This window comes from Stenotrophomonas sp. P2112 (assembly GCF_041897515.1).
GTDB classification, from domain to species: domain Bacteria; phylum Pseudomonadota; class Gammaproteobacteria; order Xanthomonadales; family Xanthomonadaceae; genus Stenotrophomonas; species Stenotrophomonas sepilia.
Window position 1 is genome coordinate 1,831,132 of sequence record NZ_CP169216.1, and the last position, 18,478, is coordinate 1,849,609.

At 61.6% G+C, this 18,478-nt stretch carries 12 protein-coding genes and 1 pseudogene; 9 read left to right on the forward strand and 4 right to left on the reverse strand.

The window, feature by feature from the left end; translation table 11 throughout:
• The first annotated feature begins 21 nt into the window (after positions 1-21).
• The 4 genes from ACEPA4_RS08570 (at position 22) to ACEPA4_RS08585 (ending at position 5,049) form a co-directional block, all read left to right on the forward strand.
• Positions 22-501 (forward strand): hypothetical protein, encoded by a 480-nt coding sequence (locus ACEPA4_RS08570; RefSeq protein WP_315974257.1) that lies wholly within the window; start codon positions 22-24, stop codon positions 499-501.
• On the forward strand, positions 498-2,063 hold the full coding sequence (gene guaA, locus ACEPA4_RS08575; RefSeq protein WP_188238470.1) for a glutamine-hydrolyzing GMP synthase: 1,566 nt from the start codon (positions 498-500) through the stop codon (positions 2,061-2,063). Before ACEPA4_RS08570 ends, guaA begins: the two co-directional genes overlap by 4 nt.
• A 1,138-nt stretch (positions 2,064-3,201) precedes the next feature.
• Positions 3,202-4,143 (forward strand): hypothetical protein, encoded by a 942-nt coding sequence (locus ACEPA4_RS08580; protein ID WP_164227461.1) that lies wholly within the window; start codon positions 3,202-3,204, stop codon positions 4,141-4,143.
• Between the two features lie 87 nt (positions 4,144-4,230).
• The gene (locus ACEPA4_RS08585; RefSeq protein ID WP_164227460.1) at positions 4,231-5,049 is read left to right on the forward strand and encodes a hypothetical protein; all 819 of its coding nucleotides are present in this window, start codon (positions 4,231-4,233) and stop codon (positions 5,047-5,049) included.
• Positions 5,050-5,323: 274 nt separating this feature from the next.
• Here ACEPA4_RS08585 and ACEPA4_RS08590 read toward each other — a convergent pair whose 3' ends face one another.
• Complete coding sequence (locus ACEPA4_RS08590) at positions 5,324-5,680, reverse strand: hypothetical protein (RefSeq protein WP_154329374.1); 357 nt, start codon at positions 5,678-5,680, stop codon at positions 5,324-5,326.
• A 541-nt stretch (positions 5,681-6,221) separates the two neighbouring features.
• Positions 6,222-6,884: pseudogene (locus ACEPA4_RS08595) on the reverse strand (substrate binding domain-containing protein); the annotation flags it as partial.
• A gap of 574 nt (positions 6,885-7,458) precedes the next feature.
• On the opposite strand from ACEPA4_RS08595, the gene ACEPA4_RS08600 reads away from it, so the two are divergent.
• The 3 genes from ACEPA4_RS08600 to ACEPA4_RS08610 all read left to right on the forward strand — a co-directional run bounded on the left by ACEPA4_RS08600 (position 7,459) and on the right by ACEPA4_RS08610 (position 13,896).
• On the forward strand, positions 7,459-12,378 hold the full coding sequence (locus ACEPA4_RS08600) for a DEAD/DEAH box helicase (protein ID WP_374083027.1): 4,920 nt from the start codon (positions 7,459-7,461) through the stop codon (positions 12,376-12,378).
• Between the two features lie 29 nt (positions 12,379-12,407).
• Positions 12,408-13,409 (forward strand): restriction endonuclease, encoded by a 1,002-nt coding sequence (locus ACEPA4_RS08605; protein ID WP_262089708.1) that lies wholly within the window; start codon positions 12,408-12,410, stop codon positions 13,407-13,409.
• A gap of 322 nt (positions 13,410-13,731) precedes the next feature.
• Positions 13,732-13,896, forward strand: coding sequence for a hypothetical protein (locus ACEPA4_RS08610; RefSeq protein WP_262089707.1), 165 nt, complete (start codon positions 13,732-13,734; stop codon positions 13,894-13,896).
• A 253-nt stretch (positions 13,897-14,149) separates the two neighbouring features.
• Here the strand turns inward: ACEPA4_RS08610 and ACEPA4_RS08615 are convergent, their stop codons facing one another.
• On the reverse strand, positions 14,150-15,067 hold the full coding sequence (locus ACEPA4_RS08615; protein WP_262089706.1) for a LysR family transcriptional regulator: 918 nt from the start codon (positions 15,065-15,067) through the stop codon (positions 14,150-14,152).
• A gap of 96 nt (positions 15,068-15,163) precedes the next feature.
• Between ACEPA4_RS08615 and ACEPA4_RS08620 the strand changes: the two genes are divergently transcribed.
• Entirely contained in the window at positions 15,164-16,003 is an 840-nt protein-coding gene (locus ACEPA4_RS08620; protein WP_262089705.1) for a type 1 glutamine amidotransferase domain-containing protein, read from the forward strand.
• A 95-nt stretch (positions 16,004-16,098) separates the two neighbouring features.
• Here the strand turns inward: ACEPA4_RS08620 and ACEPA4_RS08625 are convergent, their stop codons facing one another.
• Positions 16,099-16,674 carry a hypothetical protein gene (locus tag ACEPA4_RS08625; RefSeq protein ID WP_262089704.1) on the reverse strand — a complete coding sequence of 192 codons (576 nt, stop codon included), beginning with the start codon at positions 16,672-16,674 and terminating at the stop codon, positions 16,099-16,101.
• Positions 16,675-16,955: 281 nt separating this feature from the next.
• Between ACEPA4_RS08625 and ACEPA4_RS08630 the strand changes: the two genes are divergently transcribed.
• A complete protein-coding gene (locus ACEPA4_RS08630) occupies positions 16,956-18,425 on the forward strand; it encodes a DUF1963 domain-containing protein (protein ID WP_262089703.1) in 1,470 nt (489 codons plus the stop codon).
• The last annotated feature ends 53 nt before the right edge of the window (positions 18,426-18,478 follow it).

The following is an 18,478-nucleotide window of genomic DNA, read 5'->3' on the forward strand; positions in this document are numbered from 1 at the left end:
CCGGGCGCGGCGGTTTCGCAATTGCAGGACGTGCAGAAGTGCCAGAATTCATTCTCCCTGCCGGAAGGCTGGCACATGGAGGCTGCCGGCGAGCAGCGCTGGCTGCTGAAGGGCACGGGTGTGCGCCCGCTGCAGGTGATCCTGCAGTGCGTTACCGGACTGGGCCACCTCTTTGAAGATCCCAGGGTGATCGCAGAGCTGGGGCCGCTGGAGCCGAGCCGGATGAACGTGCGCTTCGTCGCATGGGGCGGCCCCGAACAATCCGGCTACCCCATGCGCGCCCTGCAACGGCGTTTCGTGCCCGGCACCGAAGTGCAGGAAGTCGCGGATCTGCCGCGCGCTGACCCCAACAACCGGCAGGCGCCACAGGGCCTGCTGATGCTGCGCTGGGACGAGGAAGACTCCTCACATATTCAACAACGCGAGGCGTTCATCGCCACGCTGACGCAGAGCCTTGAAGCGCCGGGCGCTGCGAAAAACACCACTGGAACGGCACCATGACCAACATCCATAACGACAAGATCCTCATCCTCGATTTCGGCGCGCAGTACACGCAGCTGATCGCCCGCCGCATCCGCGAGCTGGGCGTCTACTGCGAAATCTGGGCGTGGGACCACAACCCGGCCGAGATCGCCGCGTTCGGCGCCAAGGGCATCATCCTGTCCGGTGGGCCGGAGTCGACCACGCTGCCGGGCGCCCCGGCCGCGCCGCAGGAAGTGTTCGACAGCGGCCTGCCGATCTTCGGCATCTGCTACGGCATGCAGACCCTGGCCGCGCAGCTGGGCGGTGCCACCGAAGCGGCGGACCAGCGCGAGTTCGGCCACGCCGAAGTGAACGTGATCAACCCCGATGCGCTGTTCAAGGGCCTGAGCGACCACGGCGGCGAGCCGAAGCTGAATGTCTGGATGAGCCACGGCGACCACGTCTCCGTCGCACCGCCGGGCTTCACCATCACCGCCACCACCGACCGCATTCCGGTGGCTGCCATGGCCAACGAAGAAAAGCGCTGGTACGGCGTGCAGTTCCACCCGGAAGTGACCCACACCCTGCAGGGCCAGGCGCTGCTGCGCCGCTTCGTGGTGGATGTGTGCGGCTGCCAGACCCTGTGGACCGCCGCCAACATCATCGAAGACCAGATCGCCCGCGTGCGCGAACAGGTGGGCGATGACGAAGTGATCCTGGGCCTGTCCGGCGGCGTCGATTCGTCCGTGGTGGCCGCACTGCTGCACAAGGCGATCGGCGAGAAGCTGACCTGTGTGTTCGTGGATACCGGCCTGCTGCGCTGGCAGGAAGGCGACCAGGTGATGGCGATGTTCGCCGAGCACATGGGCGTGAAGGTGGTGCGCGTGAATGCCGCCGACCGTTACTTCGCCGCGCTGGAAGGCGTGAGCGACCCGGAGGCCAAGCGCAAGATCATCGGCAACCTGTTCGTTGAGATCTTCGACGAAGAGTCCAACAAGCTGAAGAACGCCAAGTGGCTGGCGCAGGGCACCATCTACCCGGACGTGATCGAGTCGGCCGGCAGCAAGACCGGCAAGGCGCATGTGATCAAGAGCCACCACAACGTGGGTGGCCTGCCGGAGCACATGAAGCTGGGCCTGGTGGAGCCGCTGCGCGAGCTGTTCAAGGACGAAGTGCGCCGCCTGGGCGTCGAGCTGGGCCTGCCGCGCACCATGGTCTACCGCCATCCGTTCCCGGGCCCGGGCCTGGGCGTGCGCATTCTGGGTGAAGTGAAGCGCGAATACGCCGAGCTGCTGGCCAAGGCCGATGCCATCTTCATTGATGAATTGCGCAAGGCGGATCTGTACGACAAGACCAGCCAGGCGTTTGCCGTGTTCCTGCCGGTGAAGTCGGTGGGCGTGGTGGGCGACGCGCGGGCATATGAGTGGGTGATTGCGCTGCGTGCGGTGGAGACGATTGATTTCATGACCGCGCATTGGGCGCATCTGCCGTATGAGTTCCTGGGGACGGTGAGCAACCGGATTATCAATGAGTTGCGGGGGGTGTCGAGGGTGGTTTATGACATCTCGGGGAAGCCGCCGGCGACCATTGAGTGGGAATGAGTTGAAAGAACAAGGGCGCCGAGAGGCGCCCTTTTTTGTTCGCCGCGAGCGCTGATGAGGTGCTTTGCGCCATTCATGGCGATTTACATCCAAAGCGGCTTTCCGGCACTTTGGGGTCAATTCGAGGTAGCTTGTCCAAGATCTTCTGTGGTCGTAAGATCAAAACGGTCAACACCTAATTTCTCAGGCATACACAAGGGATTGCTATGCAAATGCGAGAGGCGGAAAAACTTCGGAAAAGTTGGGGGAATAAGCCCTGCAATCACCCTCGAGTAGAGCAGGAGTATCACTTGGGGTCAAATACGGGTGAGTTCGTATGCACAACCTGTGGAGAATCCAAAGAGCGGCGTGATTGGAATATTAGGGCAGAAGAAAAAGGGTGAGCGCTCGTTGACATCCGAGATTCAGGTGAAGCAGCCACTGTAGCTGTTCGCATTGGGCCAATTCATATTCTATGGATGAGCCGTTGAGCTCTCAAAATTCTGGAGTCTTGGAATGAGTTCATGGCAACGACAGCTTCAAGATGTCGGATTTGCGAAGACCCAAATTTCTAGGAACTTCGAATTTACTGAAGTCGAGCAGACTTTAGGAAATATTGACAAAATTTATGGCGTTGAGCCAATTCAAGAGCTCGTGCCAAGGGTTGGTGTGGGTATGGGTCCCAGCTATAGCCATAATTTCGGATTAGGGGTATTTCCATTTCATACCGATATGGCTCACTGGAGCATCCCTCCGCGCTACTTTGCGCTTATTTGTATCGTGGGATCCCACGACGTGAAGACAAATATAGTGCACAGAGATAGTCTGATTAGCCCCCAGGAACGGGACTTCTTTAGGAAGGCAATTTTGCGATCTCGGAGGCCGCTTGATGGTCGTCAGATTCCGCTAAGAATGGTGGATGGTGATATATTCCGTTGGGATACACTATTCCTTCAGCCCGTAAATTCGATAGCAGTCCGTGCTGTGCGAATGATTAACGATCGGATTCGGGATGTGAGGATTAGTAGCGTTGCCCTAGATGAGCCTGGCCAAGTACTGGTGGTGGACAATTGGCGAACCCTGCACGGCAGGTCGGAAGTGTCGTCGAGTTCTCGTGGAAGAGTTCTGAAGAGGGTCTACTTGGAGTGAGGGAGGACAGATGGCAGTTAGGGTCGATCACGAGTGGTCAAAGAGCTCCTACTTAGCCAAGTCTGACTTGTATTCGGAGGCTATGCAGGCTAATTCTACCGATTGGCAGTATGGGCTTTGGTCAACTTTTCTCATGGAAATGTTGATAAGAGCGTCAATTTCGCATGTGTCGCCTGCGCTTGTGGCAGACGGCTCCGACTGGAATAATATTCTTTATGCACTTGGGCATGCTCCAAAGAAGGCTAAATTCGTTCCTCGAACCGCCCCGATTACAGAATTGATTGGGCGCGCTGAAGAATTGGTCCCTGCGTTTACGCGCGAGCATGTCAACTTTTGCTTGGCGCATTTCTCAAAGAGAAACTCGGAGCTTCATTCTGGAAACCTGAACTTTGAAAGCTCTAGCTCGTCGTCCTGGCGGCCGCACTTCTTTGCTGTCTGCGATGTGCTCTTGAGTCATTGTGGGTCTTCCTTGGAAAATCTTTTCGGAGATGCTGGGGCAAAAGAGGCGAGGGAAGATATATCAGCACTTAATGACGGCGCCGCGAAGAGCGTCCTTGGTGCTATCAATGCCCATAAGGTTGTTTGGGATTCGAAGTCAGACGAGGACAGGAAGACGGCTCTGGACCAGGCTGCGGCTGCGTCTTTGCGCCACTATGGTCATCGAGTTAATTGTCCCTCCTGTACCGCCACTGCGCTCGTGCAGGGGCGCGCAATGGGCGTAGCCAAAACATCAACTGCGGAAGATGGTGTTATTGAACGTCAAGCAATGCGGCCAGAGGAGTTCTTCTGCGTTGCATGCGGATTGAAGATTTCAGGATACTCAAAGCTTCTTGCTTGCGGATTAGGTGATAGTTATGTTTCGACTAGTCATTATGATGCGATAGAGTACTTTGGCATTGATGTTGATAGGCTTGCGCGAAATATGTGGGAAGATGACAATAATGAGTACTAATTGTAAAGGTGCTAGCGTCGGTGTTCTTGGTCCAGTCAGGCGGCGACTTCTGACTCTTGAGCGGCGTAGCCAGGCAGGCGCGAAGCAATGAGCCGAAAATTTGATCTCGATGCGCGTGCAGAGAGGATGCGGCGGAAGGAAGAGCCGTTTCGTCTCCACGGGAAGCTGCGATCAGTCCACTTTCTGCGAGGCGTTATGTCACGCGCAAGCATGAGCCTTCCGGCGTTCTACTATTTTCTTGGCACCGCGCAGGCTGCTGAAGATATGGATGCCTCGGGCGACTTGCCCTTTCGCGTATCGCAGTCGTACCTAGAGTTCTCAACGCTGAACTCGCTGTCCCTGAACTGCCGGAAAGTCTTTGATCATGCCACCAAGCCAGACCTTACTGGAGGTAATTTCGGCCGCTTGCCCGACGGAGTGCTCGAAGAGCATGCGCACTACTGGTCCGAGCGAGGAAGCAATACTTTCGAAGATGCTCATCGCGCCCTCGTCTTTTTAAGGGAATTCTTTCGTGAATACGCGCGGACAGATACTGACCTACTCAAGGCTCCCGGTCGACTCCACAAGCGGATCGGCCTTCTAAAGCAACACGCCGATCGCGCGGCAGCGCATCTTTCTTTACAGGAGTACGAGCTCGAACTTCTCGATGTGATGCATGTGGTAGCTGCGCTTGTGATCGTGGGGGAGGTGATTCGAAGCTTCGATGCGCCCTCAATGGGTAGCGAATACTTCAATGATACCGACGCGGCATCCCTGGCGGCAGCGTCGCGTACTTTTCCATCTATGCGCGATTTTCGCCTGCTCGGACATGTGAAGGTAGACCAGCAGGCGCGCGCCTACTGGAGGATGTACCAGTACGAGAGTATCCCGCGCTTCTTCGATCAGCTCGAGTTCGCGTTGGGGTAGCGCTGGCCAAATGCCGGAGGATGGCCTTAGGACATCGCCACGGTAAAAGACTGCAGCTCATTCGGTCTCGTTTGCATGCATCGTCCTTTCCGGAGGATGATCGAACGGGCTTGCTGGGGCTCGCCGCTCTCGACCGTGATCGCTCATTGATGTAGGAATTTGCTCCGATGCTCTTCAGCCGGGTGGAGCTGCTATGTTCGCGTCTGTCAGGAGGCGCGTGTTAATCAATGTGACGCCCAATCAAATCTGCTGTACGTCGCTCCGGTCAGGCAGGTCACTCCGGCCTTACCTCATGACAAGCCCACTCAACCAACCCCCGGCAAGCCAGAAACAGCCCATCAACCACCCCCTCATCCAAATGCCGCTCCGGGTCCGCTGCCACCCGGCAGCGGTCCGCCGCGTGCAGCAACTCCAGCACCGTCAGCGCTCCCACCATTGCGCGCTCGGTTCTAGCCAGGCTCACGCGGCGGCCGGGTGACACATCGGTTTCTGGCCAAGGGTGTCCATCTGCTCCCTCGCAGCCGCGCATGCGCTTGAGGATGCCGAGCAGGGAGTTCAGGTCGGGCAGGGGAGTGTCGTCATTGATGGGCTCAACAACGGTGTACGAAGAGAAGGTGTCGGATTCGTTCATGGCGTCGGCTTCCGTGGCTGTGCTTAACAGCGCCACCGCGAAGAGGGTGGCGGACGATGCGTGGCTGCAAACCGGACGATAGTTGTCAGTACCCGGCGGGTCCGAAGACCCCCACGCACCGCCCGCCAGAAAGGCCGACGGATTACCCGCCGGCACCGGTTAAGGACGGTGCCGGCGGGTAAGCGTAAACAACTAACAGTTCGGGTTTGCAGGCCCGGCCACCCGTTGTCGGTGGCGCGTCATGTTGGTTACGCAGCCGCTTCGAATGCCAATAGAAATTCGCGAAGGAATCGCGGAATCCGAGAGCGAAGAACTATTGTTGCACGCACCCTTCGCGCAGCACGCGACGCCAGCAGACGCATTTGCGCAGCTGCTCTGCTGATGGCGAATCAAACTGGCGCAATCGCCCACCGCACAAGCGAATAGCGCGACGGCCTGCTTTGCAACAGTTCTTAGTCCGAGCCGGATGGCAATGGCGCCCAATCAACCGCATACCCTGAAAAGCGGTTCAAACCCGACAACGCCAGCGAGCCTCGCGGCTTCAAGCAACGCCAGCCTCAGCCGCATTTCCCACCAGCAACTCAATCATCGCCCGCGCCGCCGCTGACTGTCGCCGATGCGGCGCATAGATCACCGAGAACGGCCGCGACCGCCCCCGTAGCTGCGGCAGCACTTCCACCAGCTGTCCGCGCTGCAACCGCTCGCGCACGATGAACGCATAGCTCTGGCAGATGCCGATGCCCTGTTCGGCCAGCGACACCACGCCCAGCACATCGTCGGAGGTCTCGATGGAAGAGCGCGGCAGCCAGTCCACGTCACGCCCGCCGTCGCGGAAGATCCACGGCGCCAGCCGCCCGGTGCGCGGCATCACGAAGGGTAGGCACAGGTGCTGCTGCAGATCCTCCAGCGTCTGCGGCGTACCGCGGCGCTGCAGGTAGTCCGGCGCAGCCACCAGCAGCAGTGGGGCATCTTCCAGCTTTCGCCCCACCAGCCCGCTGTCCGGCAGCTGGCCCAGGCGGATGGCCAGGTCGAAGCCTTCGGCCACCAAGTCCACGTTGCGGTTGGTGATGTTCAGTTCCACCTGCACCTGCGGGTACTGCTGCGCAAAGCGCGCCAGCACGGGCGGCAGCCGGTAGTGGCCATAGGTGGTGGGCACGCTCAGGCGCACGCGGCCGGCCAGCGCACCGTCCTGGGCCAGTACGTCGACACGTGATGCGGACAATGGAAGAGCAATGCCTGCACCGGCATAGATTCGAGAGCCAGGTACATGCCACACGGGTGATCGCTGACTGGACCGCCTTCTACAACCAACTGGGTGCGTCGGAGCGTCCGCCAGGAGCGGGCGCTGTACAGGCTCTTCATCACCCAGTACGCCGCCCGTGACGAAGCTCAACGTGAGGGATTCGCCAAGAGGAGACTTGCCTACTGGGTATTCACCGACGAAGGGAACGAGCGGATTCCGAACTTCTACACCCCCCGTCAATGATTTTGTCGACAGGCTGGAGTCCGCCCGGGTCATCCGGCAGCTGACGGCGTCCAGGGGCGAGTGCGAAGTCCTTCCGCCGACCCCGCAGGCTGGTTCCCGCGGGTCTACGTGGATCCGGGCAATAATCCCGGCTGCCGATCGTCCGCGCTAGTCGCCCTTTAAGCCGGTGGCCCCTACAATCGAGGGCTGGACGGGGCACGCGATGCCGAGCATGTCATTGATTTCAGATGGCGTTGGAGTCTTGTAGCGTCCATTTTTTTCTTCGATTTTCCGCTTTTCAGGATCCGGATTCGTGACTGCACTTGAGACCCTACTCGACACCCTCCGCAAGAGCTCGATGACCGAGCGCGAAAAGGGCACCTACTTCGAGGACCTGATTCTCGCCTACCTGCGCAATGAGGCCACCTATAAGGACCTCTATCGCCAGGTGTGGACCTGGGCCGAATGGGCGCCCACGCACGGCTTCAGCGCCAAGGACGACGGCATCGACCTGGTCGCCGAGGAAGTCGGCACCGGCGCGCTCCACGCCATCCAGTGCAAGTTCTACGACCCCGATTACCGGCTGCAGAAGAAGGACATCGACAGCTTCTTCACCGCCTCGGGCCGCAAGCCCTTCGCCCACCGCGTCATCGTCAGCAGCACCGATCACTGGAGCGACAACGCCGAGAACGCGCTGATCGACCAACAGCCGCCTGTCAGCAAGATCACCCTGCATGACCTGGAAGCCAGCCAGATCAACTGGGCGAAATTCCAGCCGAAGGCCGCCGTCGCGCTGAAGCCGAAGAAATCGCTGCGCCCGCACCAGGAATCCGCGCTCAAGGCTGTCACCGCCGGCTTGGCGGATGCCGACCGCGGCAAGCTGATCATGGCCTGTGGCACCGGCAAGACCTTCACCAGTCTCAAGATTGCCGAAAGCCTAGCCGGCAAAGGCAGGTGCGTGCTGTTCTTGGTGCCTAGCCTGTCGCTGCTGCAGCAGACCTTGACCGAATGGACCCAGGAAAGCGCCATCCCGCTGCATAGCTTTGCCGTGTGCTCGGACAGCGACGTGGGCAAGAAGAAGGGCCGCAAGCAGGACGACGCCATCCAGACCCTGGCCCACGAACTGCGTTACCCGGCCACCACCGATGCCCGCGCATTGGCCAAGGGCGTGGCCGCGCGCAGCGACGGCGACCACATGACCGTGGTGTTCAGCACCTACCACTCCATCGCCGTCATCCACGAGGCCCAGCAGCAGGGCCTGGCCGAGTTCGACCTGATCGTCTGCGACGAGGCCCACCGCACCACTGGCGCCACCTTTGAAGGCGATGACGAATCCGCCTTCGTGCGCGTGCACGACGCAGGGTACATCCGCGCGGCCAAGCGCCTGTACATGACCGCCACCCCGCGAATCTACGGCAACGAGGCCAAGGCCGTAGCCGAGCGCGACAACGTGGCCCTGTACTCGATGGACAACGAGGCCTGGTACGGCAAGCAGTTGTTCGTCATCACCTTCTCGGAGGCCGTCAAGCGTGGCCTGCTGGTCGACTACAAGGTCATCGTGCTGGCAGTCGAGGAAAGCCACATCAATCGCCGCCTCCAGACTTTGCTGAAGGACGAGAACAACAGCTTGCGAGTGGATGATGCCGCCAAGATCGTCGGCTGCTGGAAGGCGCTGGCCAAGCTCGGCATCCACGAGGGTGCCGGCGAAAGCGCCGAACCGATGAAGCGCGCGGTCGCGTTCTGTCAGGTCATCGAGCCCAGCCGGGGTGGCAAGACCCACAAGGTCAGCTCGAAGGAAATCGCCGACATGTTCAAGGCGGTCGTGGACGCCTACCAGGACGCCGAGGACATCGAGGACGCCGTGCGCATGACCTGCGAGGCAAAGCACGTCGACGGCAGCATGACCGCCGGCGAGAAGGAAGCGAAGCTCGACTGGCTCAAGGCAGCCACGCCGCCCGACACTTGCCGCGTGCTCAGTAACGTGCGCTGCCTGTCCGAAGGCGTGGACGTGCCGTCGCTGGACGCCGTGCTGTTCCTGACGCCGCGTAATTCGCAGGTGGACGTGGTGCAGTCGGTCGGCCGGGTGATGCGCAACGCCCCGGGCAAGCAGCGCGGCTACGTGGTGCTGCCGGTGGTGATCCCCGCAGGCATCGAGCCGCACGAGGCGCTGAACGACAACCGCACCTATGCCGTGGTCTGGCAGGTGCTGCAGGCGCTGCGCAGCCATGACGACCGCTTCGACGCGATGGTCAACAAGCTCGACCTGGTCGGCCCGGACCGCAGCCGGATGGAAGTCATCGCCGTCGCGGAAACCGTGCAGCGCAAGACCGCGCGGCTGGTGGACGGCAATGCCCGCAAGGCGGCCAATGCCAAGGGCAAGCACACTATCGGTGAAGCCCAGCCTGGCTACGAAGCCGAAGTGCAAAGCGAATTCGAGTTCGAGATCGGCGAAGTCGAGCGCGCCCTATACGCCAAGGTGGTGGAGAAGTGCGGCAACCGCCACCACTGGGAAGACTGGGCCAACGATATCGCGAAGATCGCCCAGACCCACATCGACCGGATCAAGGCCCTACTGGAGGACGAGACGCAGGCCAAGGCCCGCGACGCCTTCAGCGCCTTTGCAAGCGAACTGCGCGACGACCTCAACGACAAGGTCTCCGATGCCGAGATCATCGAGATGCTGGCCCAGCACCTGATCACCAGGCCGGTGTTCGACGCGCTGTTCGCCGACTACAGCTTCGCCAGCCACAACCCCATGTCCAAGGCCATGCAGGCAGTGCTCGATGTGCTCGACGAACTGCACCTGGAGAAGGAGGCCGACACCCTGCAGGCATTCTACGATAGCGTGAAGCTACGGGCCGAAGGCATCGACAGCGCCACCGGCAAGCAAAAGATCGTGGTCGAGCTGTACGACAAGTTCTTCCGCAACGCCTTCCCGAAGATGACCGAGCGCCTGGGCATCGTCTACACCCCGGTGGAGGTGGTGGACTTCATCCTGCACAGCGTGGACCACCTGCTGCGGCAGGAATTCGGGCAGACCCTCGGCAGCCAGGGCGTGCACATCTTGGACCCGTTCACCGGCACCGGCACCTTCATCACCCGCCTGTTGCAGTCCGGTCTGATCAGACCGGAGCAGCTGGCGCACAAATACAGGCACGAGATCCACGCCAACGAACTGGTTCTGCTGGCCTACTACATCGCCGCCATCAATATCGAGGCGACCTACCACGGCATCGCCGGCGGCGACTACGTGCCCTTCGAGGGCATCTGCCTGACCGACACCTTCCAGATGTATGAGAAGGAGGATCTGGTGGACGCGCTGCTGGTGGACAACAGCAAGCGCCGCAGGCGACAGAAGAAGCTGGAGCTTCGGGTGATCGTGGGTAATCCCCCGTATTCCATCGGCCAGGGCAGCCAAAACGACAACAACCAGAACGTCAGCTATCCGACGCTGGATCAACGCATTGCGGAGACCTATGCGGCCCGTTCTGATGCCGCGCTCTCCAAAGGCCTGTACGACAGCTACATCCGCGCCATCCGCTGGGCGAGTGATCGCATCGGGGATGCGGGAGTCATTGGCTTCGTGACCAACGCGGGCTTTGTGGAGGCCAATACCGCCGATGGCCTGCGCAAGTGCTTGGCCGACGAGTTTTCCAGTCTGTACGTCTTCCACCTACGTGGCAACCAGCGCACCAGCGGCGAAACCTCGCGCAGGGAGGGCGGCAAGATCTTCGGCAGTGGCAGCCGCGCCCCCATCGCTATCTCCCTGCTGGTCAAGAACCCGGATGCCGCACAGAGCGGACAGATCTACTTCCACGACATTGGCGATCACCTCAGTCGCGAGGATAAGCTGGAGAAGATCGAAACCTATGCAAGCGTCGCCGGCATCCCCGCCGACGCATGGCAGGTCATCACCCCGGACGAGCACGGAGACTGGCTCAAGCAGCGTGACGACAGCTTCAATCGCTTCATTGTGCTGGGCGACAAGAGAGGAGATTCGCCAAAGCTGTTCGACAATTATTCGCAAGGTGTCGTCACGTCACGTGACGCTTGGGCCTACAACGCCCTCCAATCCAAGCTCGCGGCCAACGTTTCCAGAATGATTGATGTTTACAGTGCTGAGCTTGCCCGTTTCAATGCCGTCCATGGGGATTTGAACCACAAGGAACGGCAGTCGCTGGTGGACGGGTTCGTCGAGACGGATCAAACGCGCATCAGTTGGTCGGTCAATCTGAAACAGGAACTGGTGAGGGGACGGACACTGGAGTTTGATGCCAGTTGCGCGACACAGGGATTGTACCGCCCGTTTGCTCGTCAGTGGTTCTACTTCAATCGCACGCTCAATGAGCGCGTCCTGCAGATGCCGCGAATTTTCCCACGTCCTGATGCCGCAAATATGGTCATTTGTGTAACCGGACTGGGGGAGTCCGCCGGATTCAGCAGCTTGATTGCCGACAGCGTTCCAAACTTCCATTTTGTCGCTGGCTCGCAATGCTTCCCCCTCTACCTCTACGACGAAGCCGTCCAGCAAATCGATAACGGCCTGTTCGCCGGCGGGACCGGCGATGGCCCGCGCCGCCGCGACGCCATCACCGACGCTGGCCTGGCTCACTTCCAGTCTGCCTACCCCGAAAAGGCTATCAGCAAGGAAGACCTCTTCTACTATATCTACGGCCTGCTGCATTCGCCCGACTACCGCGAACGTTATGCCGACAACCTGAGCAAGGAACTGCCGCGCATCCCGCGCGTGCGCACCGCGCAGGACTTCTGGCGTTTCAGCAAAGCTGGGCGTTATCTCGCCGCGTTGCACTTGAACTACGAAACGGTTGAGAAATACCCGCTCACGGTTGAGACCAAGGGCAAGCTGACGGACGCCGACTACCGCGTCGAGAAGATGAAGTTCGGAAAGAAGAAGGACCCGGACACCGGCAAGTCGGTCAACGACCGCGGCACCGTGATCTACAACAACAAGATCACCCTGCGTGACATTCCGGAGGCGGCTTGGGAGTACGTGGTCAATGGCAAGGCTGCGCTCGACTGGGTGATGGAACGCCAAGCCGTGCGCGTGGACAAGGCCAGCGGCATCGTCAACGACGCCAACGACTGGGCCATCGAGACCATGCACGATCCGAAGTACCCGCTGGAACTGTTCCAGCGCGTGGTCACCGTCAGCCTCGAAACCCAGAAGATCGTCGCTGCGTTGCCACCGCTGGATATCCGTGAAGACGGCTGACTCCCACATGCAGACACAAGGCCATACAGATGAATGAAGTAGTGTGGGGCATCCATGCAGGCCGCACCGGCGATGCCGACGCCTTGTTCCTCAAACAAGGCTGCATTGCCATTGGCTGGGATGCCATGGGCGACTTGTCGCGGCTGGCAGCCGACCGCGACGCCTTCCGGCAGTGCTATGTGCAGGCCTACCCGGAGGCGAAGAAGGGCGGGATTGCCACCGTTTCGGGTATTCCCTACCGGTTCCTCCACGAGATGAAGGCCGGCGACTTGGTGGTTTACCCCTCCAAGCAGGACAAGCAAGTGCACATTGGCCGCGTCACTGGCTCGTACCAGTACGTGGCCGATGCCATCCAAGGCTATCCGCACCGCCGCAGCGTGCAATGGCTGAGCCACGTGCCACGCCTGCAGTTCATTCAGGGCGCGCTGTACGAAATCGGCTCGGCGCTCAGCCTGTTCCAGGTCAAGAGCTATGCGGACGAGTTCCGCGCGGCGGTGGGCGGCAAGTATGCACCTGCGTTGCCGGTGGACCAGGACCATTCGGTGGGCCTGGTTACCGATGACATGGAAGACACCACCCGCGACTTCGTGCTCAAGCGTTTGGCGCTGGAATTGAAGGGCCTCCCGCTGGAGGACTTTGTGGTGCACCTGCTGCAATGCATGGGCTACCACGCGCGCAAGACCCGGGTGAACGAACCCAGCGTGGACGTGATTGCCCACAAGGACCACCTGGGCATCGAACCGCCCATCATCAAGGTGCAGGTCAAGAGCAGCCCCAACACCGTGACCGACAAGGACGTGTCGGCGTTGTACGGCAAGCTGTCCCACGGCGAATACGGGCTGTTCGTGACCTTGGGCAGCTACAGCCCTGCCTGCCGCAATTTCGAACAGGGCAAGGCCAACCTGCGCCTGATCGACGGCGATGAACTGGTGGACCTGGTCTTCGCCCACTACGAGCAGTTTGATTCGCGACACAAGGGCCTGCTGCCGTTGCGCCGCATCTATGTGCCGCAGGTACTGGAGGCAGACTAACGGGGCATGGGAGCGAATCACTCATTCCTGCAAGAGGCTGGGAATTCCCATCTAGTATCAGGCCAAGCTGATAGGAATCCGCATTGATGCTTCGCTCCATCTATCTGGTACGCCACGGAGGAAGTGTCTCCAACGCCGGAGGCATCACTATGCCCCATGCTTTGATTCCACTGACAGAGGCGGGGCGCGCAAGCAGGCAGGCGCGCTATCTGCGCAACTGCCTGCCCAGCCTCCCAGGATTCTTGCCTCGCCCTTTGTTGGGGCACTGGACACCGCCGAGCCTTACGCCAAGCGACTGCAGGTCAAGATCGAGGAGGAGCCGTTGCTGCAGCAATTCGACATGGTCGACCCGGTGTTGATCGCTGGCGTGGACCAAGCGCAACGGCGTTCGATCGCCGATGCGTTCTGGAAAGAGGGTGATCCCGCGGTCTACGCTCTTGATGAATTGGCGCCCGCTCAGTGGTTACTCCGCAATAGATTCGTGTGAATCACGCGCTGCCGGCCCGCGGCCGGAGCATGCCCGGCTACTTTGGCCCGCGCTGCGGAAGCGATTCACCGTTGCTTCTGGCAGCGCGCCCAACTGCGCCAGCTGGTCCCTTGAGCCGCTGTAGCCACAAGCGAATAGCGCGACAGCTTACTTTGCAACAGTTCTTAGTCAGCTTCGCCACGCAACGGCGCGCGATCAGCCGCACACCCCCGAAAAACGGTTCAATCCCGACACCGTTAACAAGCCCCCGGCTTCAGCCGACGCCAGCCTCAGCCGCATTCCCCACCAGCAACTCAATCATCGCCCTTGCCGCCGCAGACTGCCGCCGATGCGGCGCATAGATCACCGAGAACGGCCGCGACCGCCCACGCAGCTGCGGCAGCACCTCCACCAGCTCCCCACGCTGCAACCGCTCGCGCACGATGAATTCATAGCTCTGGCAGATGCCGATGCCCTGTTCGGCCAGCGACACTACGCCCAGCACATCGTCGGAGGTCTCGATGGACGAACGCGGCAGCCAGTCCACGTCGCGACCGTCGTCGCGGAAGATCCACGGCGCCAGCCGCCCGGTACGCGGCATCACGAAGGGCAGGCACAGGTGCTGCTGCAGGTCGTCCAGCGTCTGCGGCGTGCCGCGGCGCTGCAGGTAGTCCGGCGCGGCCACCAGCACCAAAGGCGCATCTTCCAGCTTCCGCCCCACCAGCCCGCTGTCCGGCAGCTGGCCCAGGCGGATGGCCAGGTCGAAGCCTTCGGCCACCAGGTCCACGTTGCGGTTGGTGATGTTCAGTTCCACCTGCACCTGCGGGTACTGCTGCGCAAAGCGCGCCAGCACGGGCGGCAGCCGGTAGTGGCCATAGGTGGTGGGCACGCTCAGGCGCACGCGGCCGGCCAGCGCACCGTCCTGGGCCAGTACGTCGCGCTCGGCGTCGTCCAGCAGGCCAAAGGCGGTGCGCACCTGTTCCAGATAGAGCCGCCCGGCGTCGGTCAGGCCCACGCGGCGGGTGGTCCGCTGCAGCAGCTGCCGGCCCAGCCGCGCTTCCAGGCGGGTGACCGCGCGGCTCAGCACCGAGGGCGTGGTGGACAGCGCCACGGCGCCAGCGGTGAACGAGCCGTGCTCGACCACCGCCAGGAACACCTCCACATCGCCCAGGTAGTCGAACTTGCGGCTCATTTGGCTCTCCGGGGAACAGATGTTTTGCGATGGGGCCAATTTATCGCCGCTGAGGCGATGAATAAAGTGGCCGCCATTCCCCGATAGGAGCTCCCCATGAACCTGATGACCCGGCTGGCCGCAGCGCTGGCCCTGACCCTGGGCGCGACCGGCGCGCATGCCGCCAACGTGCTGGTGGTGCTGTCCGATGAAAACCACCTGGACCTGAAGGACGGCAAGGTGCTGTCCACCGGCTTCTATCTCAACGAGCTGATGCAGCCGGTCAAGCTGCTGCTGGACGCAGGTCATGAGGTGACCTTCGCCACGCCGCAGGGGCGGGCACCGACGGTGGATGCGTCCTCGGTGACGCCGGCGTACTTCGGCAACGATGCCGCGCAGTTGAAACTGCACAAGGACCTGCTGGAGAAACTGGCGCTCACCTCGCCGACGGCCTCGCCAGTGGTAAGCCTGGCGCGTGTGGAGCAGCAGGGCTACGCGCGCTTCGATGCGGTCTACATTCCCGGTGGCCACGCGCCCATGCAGGACCTGCTGAAGAGCCCGGCGCTGGGCCGGTTGCTGGCCGACTTCCACCAGCGCGACAAGACTACCGCGCTGGTCTGCCACGGGCCGATCGCGCTGCTGTCCACGCTGCCGGATGCGGCAGGTTTCGTGGCGAAGCTGGAGGCGGGTGCCACGCCGGCCACGCCGAAGTGGATCTACAGCGGCTACCAGATGACGGTGATCAGCAACCAGGAAGAAGAACAGGCCAAGCCGCTGCTGGGCGGCGGTGAGATGAAGTTCTACCCGCAGACCGCGCTGCAGCGGGCGGGTGCGACGTTCAGCAGTAACACCACGCCGTGGACCGGGCATGTGGTGGTGGACCGCGAGCTGATTACCGGTCAGAACCCGGCGTCGGCGCTGGAGGTGGGGCAGCGGCTGGTGGAGCGGTTGAAGTAGGGCGGGGCTGCGCAGCAGGTTGCCAGCCTTGGGGGCCGAGGGGCCAGCGCCTCGGCCTGTCTATGGAAGTGCCAACGTGGTCGGAAGAGAGGGCATCAGCCCTTCGCCAGCGCTGCCCCTGACAGATCTTCAATCTGGGAAAGCGCGTGACGCGTCGCAGTCCAATCGCCGGCGTGCCTGATCGCCACGCCTCCGGCCGCTGTCCAGGCATCACAGTTCGCTTCGAAATCGTCGATCAGAACATCGCCCGGCTGGTGCATGAAAAGAGGCTTGTGCCTGCCGCCAAGCACAGGCAACACCAGGCAAGTTGCTGACAGGTGTTCGCGGACCCACTGCCGCTTCTGCATGGCCGCGAGTGGATAGTTCGATTTCGGGCAGGCCGTGAGAATCACTGGGTTCAAGTGGTGGATGCTGTGGAAGAACTCCACTGCACCGCGCATCGGCGGAAGGTCGCGGAAGAATGATGGGTGGTTGTTGATGTGCCCCCACATTTCATCATCGGCAAGCGCGCGGTGGTCCAGACCAAACAGGGCGGGAAATGCCGCGTCGAAGTCGGCCATTACGCCATCAAGATCTACGTAGATGGTGCGTCTGGATGCACTCGATCCACCTGTGTGCCGGTTCGCGAGCGGGTCCATCACCGGCATTGTCTTCACATCATCAGCGTTCATTTGCGCGTTCTCCTCTCAAGAGTGGGCTTTCTTCTTCATCGGTTCCCCAGTAGCGGGGCGAAGTGTTTGGCGATTGCGACAAACATGGCGGCAATCGCGATGCCGACTGCGCCGGCACGGCTGAAGGGGGCGGGGACCCACGGATGCCGCAATCGGCATGCTGGAAATGCGGCTTATGTCGCGGCGCTTCTTCAAAGGCCTGCCGGGTGGCTGACCTGGCCCTTGGCCAAGACGCACGGCCCGCAGCCGCTGGCTCATTTCGCCAACCAAGGAGCAATCTGGTGCGCTGGTGGTTGGATCATCGCCGGGCGCTACAGGCAGGCCGGGTAGTGATATACCTGTGGTGCTCGATCCAGACTCAAAAGGACGTCACTGAAATGGATGCTCAGGCAGCTTCAATGTACCACGCCGACCAGCGCGACCACCATGCCGAAGCCGTGCTTGAGGCGTTCTTCGCCAAGCACCGAACCTCGGCCCTGGTGCTGCAGCGTTTCTACCCGCCGGCGGCATTCCCCAGGGTTCGCAGCCGTCTAGGCGGTCTGCCGCAATTGCCCGATGGGATGGATTGGCCGGTTGGCGAGAGCTACGGCGAAGCGGCGCCGATGCACTTCCTGGCGCAGATCGATTGCGCCGAGCTGCCACGCGTGGATCCCGATATGCCCTCGCAAGGCATGCTGTTCTTCTTCGCCATGAACGACGAAGAGCAGATATGGGACACGGACGAACCGCAGCAACGCGTGCGTGTGCTGTACGCGCCCGAGGTCGCGGCCGATCAGCACGTGCGTGCGCTGCCGGACGGCATGCGGCCGATTCTGGATGAAGGTCCCTCGGACCATGCGCACCGCAATCCTGGATGGCTGCTGCCTGAGGAAGATGGGCCGTGCGTGCATGTTCAATGGCCCTTGGTGGCGCGGCACATGGATACCTGGCCGGATGAGCTGGAGCTGCCGCCGGGTGAGGAGGATCGGCCGTATTACGAGATCTACCCCTCGCGCCGGGACGAAATGCGGCTGGGTGCGGTGGTGGCGGCCACGGGCCTGTTTCCGCGCGCGGACGCCGCCACGGAATGGGAGCGCCCGCAGTCACCTGCGTGGACGTTCCCGGTGCAATGGCTGCGTTACCAGACCGATTTTCCCCAGGTAGGCATCATCATTGACCGCCTTTCGCGGGTGATCGGTAATGAACGGCGTGCAGGCAAGCGCGGGAAAATCGATTACGCCGACGTACGCGCGTGGGTGAAGCGCGCCGCCGCCGTTGGTCTGGATGAAGCCCCGGATGATGCAACGCGGGAGGCATTCCGTGAGTGGATTATCGGACAGATCAGCGACGACTTCGAGCGTATGACGCTGACCGACCTGGGCATGGGCCGGGCGTTCACCAAGGGACTGCTGGCGGCAGTTGCCTACGCGGCGGGCTCGCCGGCTGCGGCCGCGCGCATACCTGCACTGATGTACCGCCACCTGCAGGACGAACATCTGCCGTTTGATGAAAGCCTGGGCACGTTGCCTGATGGCCGCAAGCGCTGCGCCGAGACGCGGGTGCACCAGATGCTGGGGCACGTACCGCGCTTGCACGGCATCGTGCCCGACGTGGAAGGCGAGGGCGACGCGGTCTGCCTGCTGCAGTTGGCGTGTGACCCGGCGATTGACCTGGTCTTTGGTGATTGTGGCCAGGCCACGTTCTGGTTGAGTCGTGAGGACCTGCGCAACTGCAGGTTTGACCGCGTCGTGGGTGTGGTGGAGTCGCACTGATTGGGCATGGCAAGCCCGGCATGGCACCATGACGGGCTGGCCTCGTCCCTCCG

Coding starts and splice junctions, on each gene's coding strand:
- ACEPA4_RS08615 (WP_262089706.1), bottom strand. CDS start 15,067: ATGAGCCGCAAGTTCGACTACCTGGGCGATGTGGAGGTGTTCCTGGCG.
- ACEPA4_RS08585 (WP_164227460.1), top strand. CDS start 4,231: ATGAGCCGAAAATTTGATCTCGATGCGCGTGCAGAGAGGATGCGGCGG.
- ACEPA4_RS08620 (WP_262089705.1), top strand. CDS start 15,164: ATGAACCTGATGACCCGGCTGGCCGCAGCGCTGGCCCTGACCCTGGGC.
- guaA (WP_188238470.1), top strand. CDS start 498: ATGACCAACATCCATAACGACAAGATCCTCATCCTCGATTTCGGCGCG.
- ACEPA4_RS08625 (WP_262089704.1), bottom strand. CDS start 16,674: ATGAACGCTGATGATGTGAAGACAATGCCGGTGATGGACCCGCTCGCG.
- ACEPA4_RS08590 (WP_154329374.1), bottom strand. CDS start 5,680: ATGAACGAATCCGACACCTTCTCTTCGTACACCGTTGTTGAGCCCATC.
- ACEPA4_RS08580 (WP_164227461.1), top strand. CDS start 3,202: ATGGCAGTTAGGGTCGATCACGAGTGGTCAAAGAGCTCCTACTTAGCC.
- ACEPA4_RS08605 (WP_262089708.1), top strand. CDS start 12,408: ATGAATGAAGTAGTGTGGGGCATCCATGCAGGCCGCACCGGCGATGCC.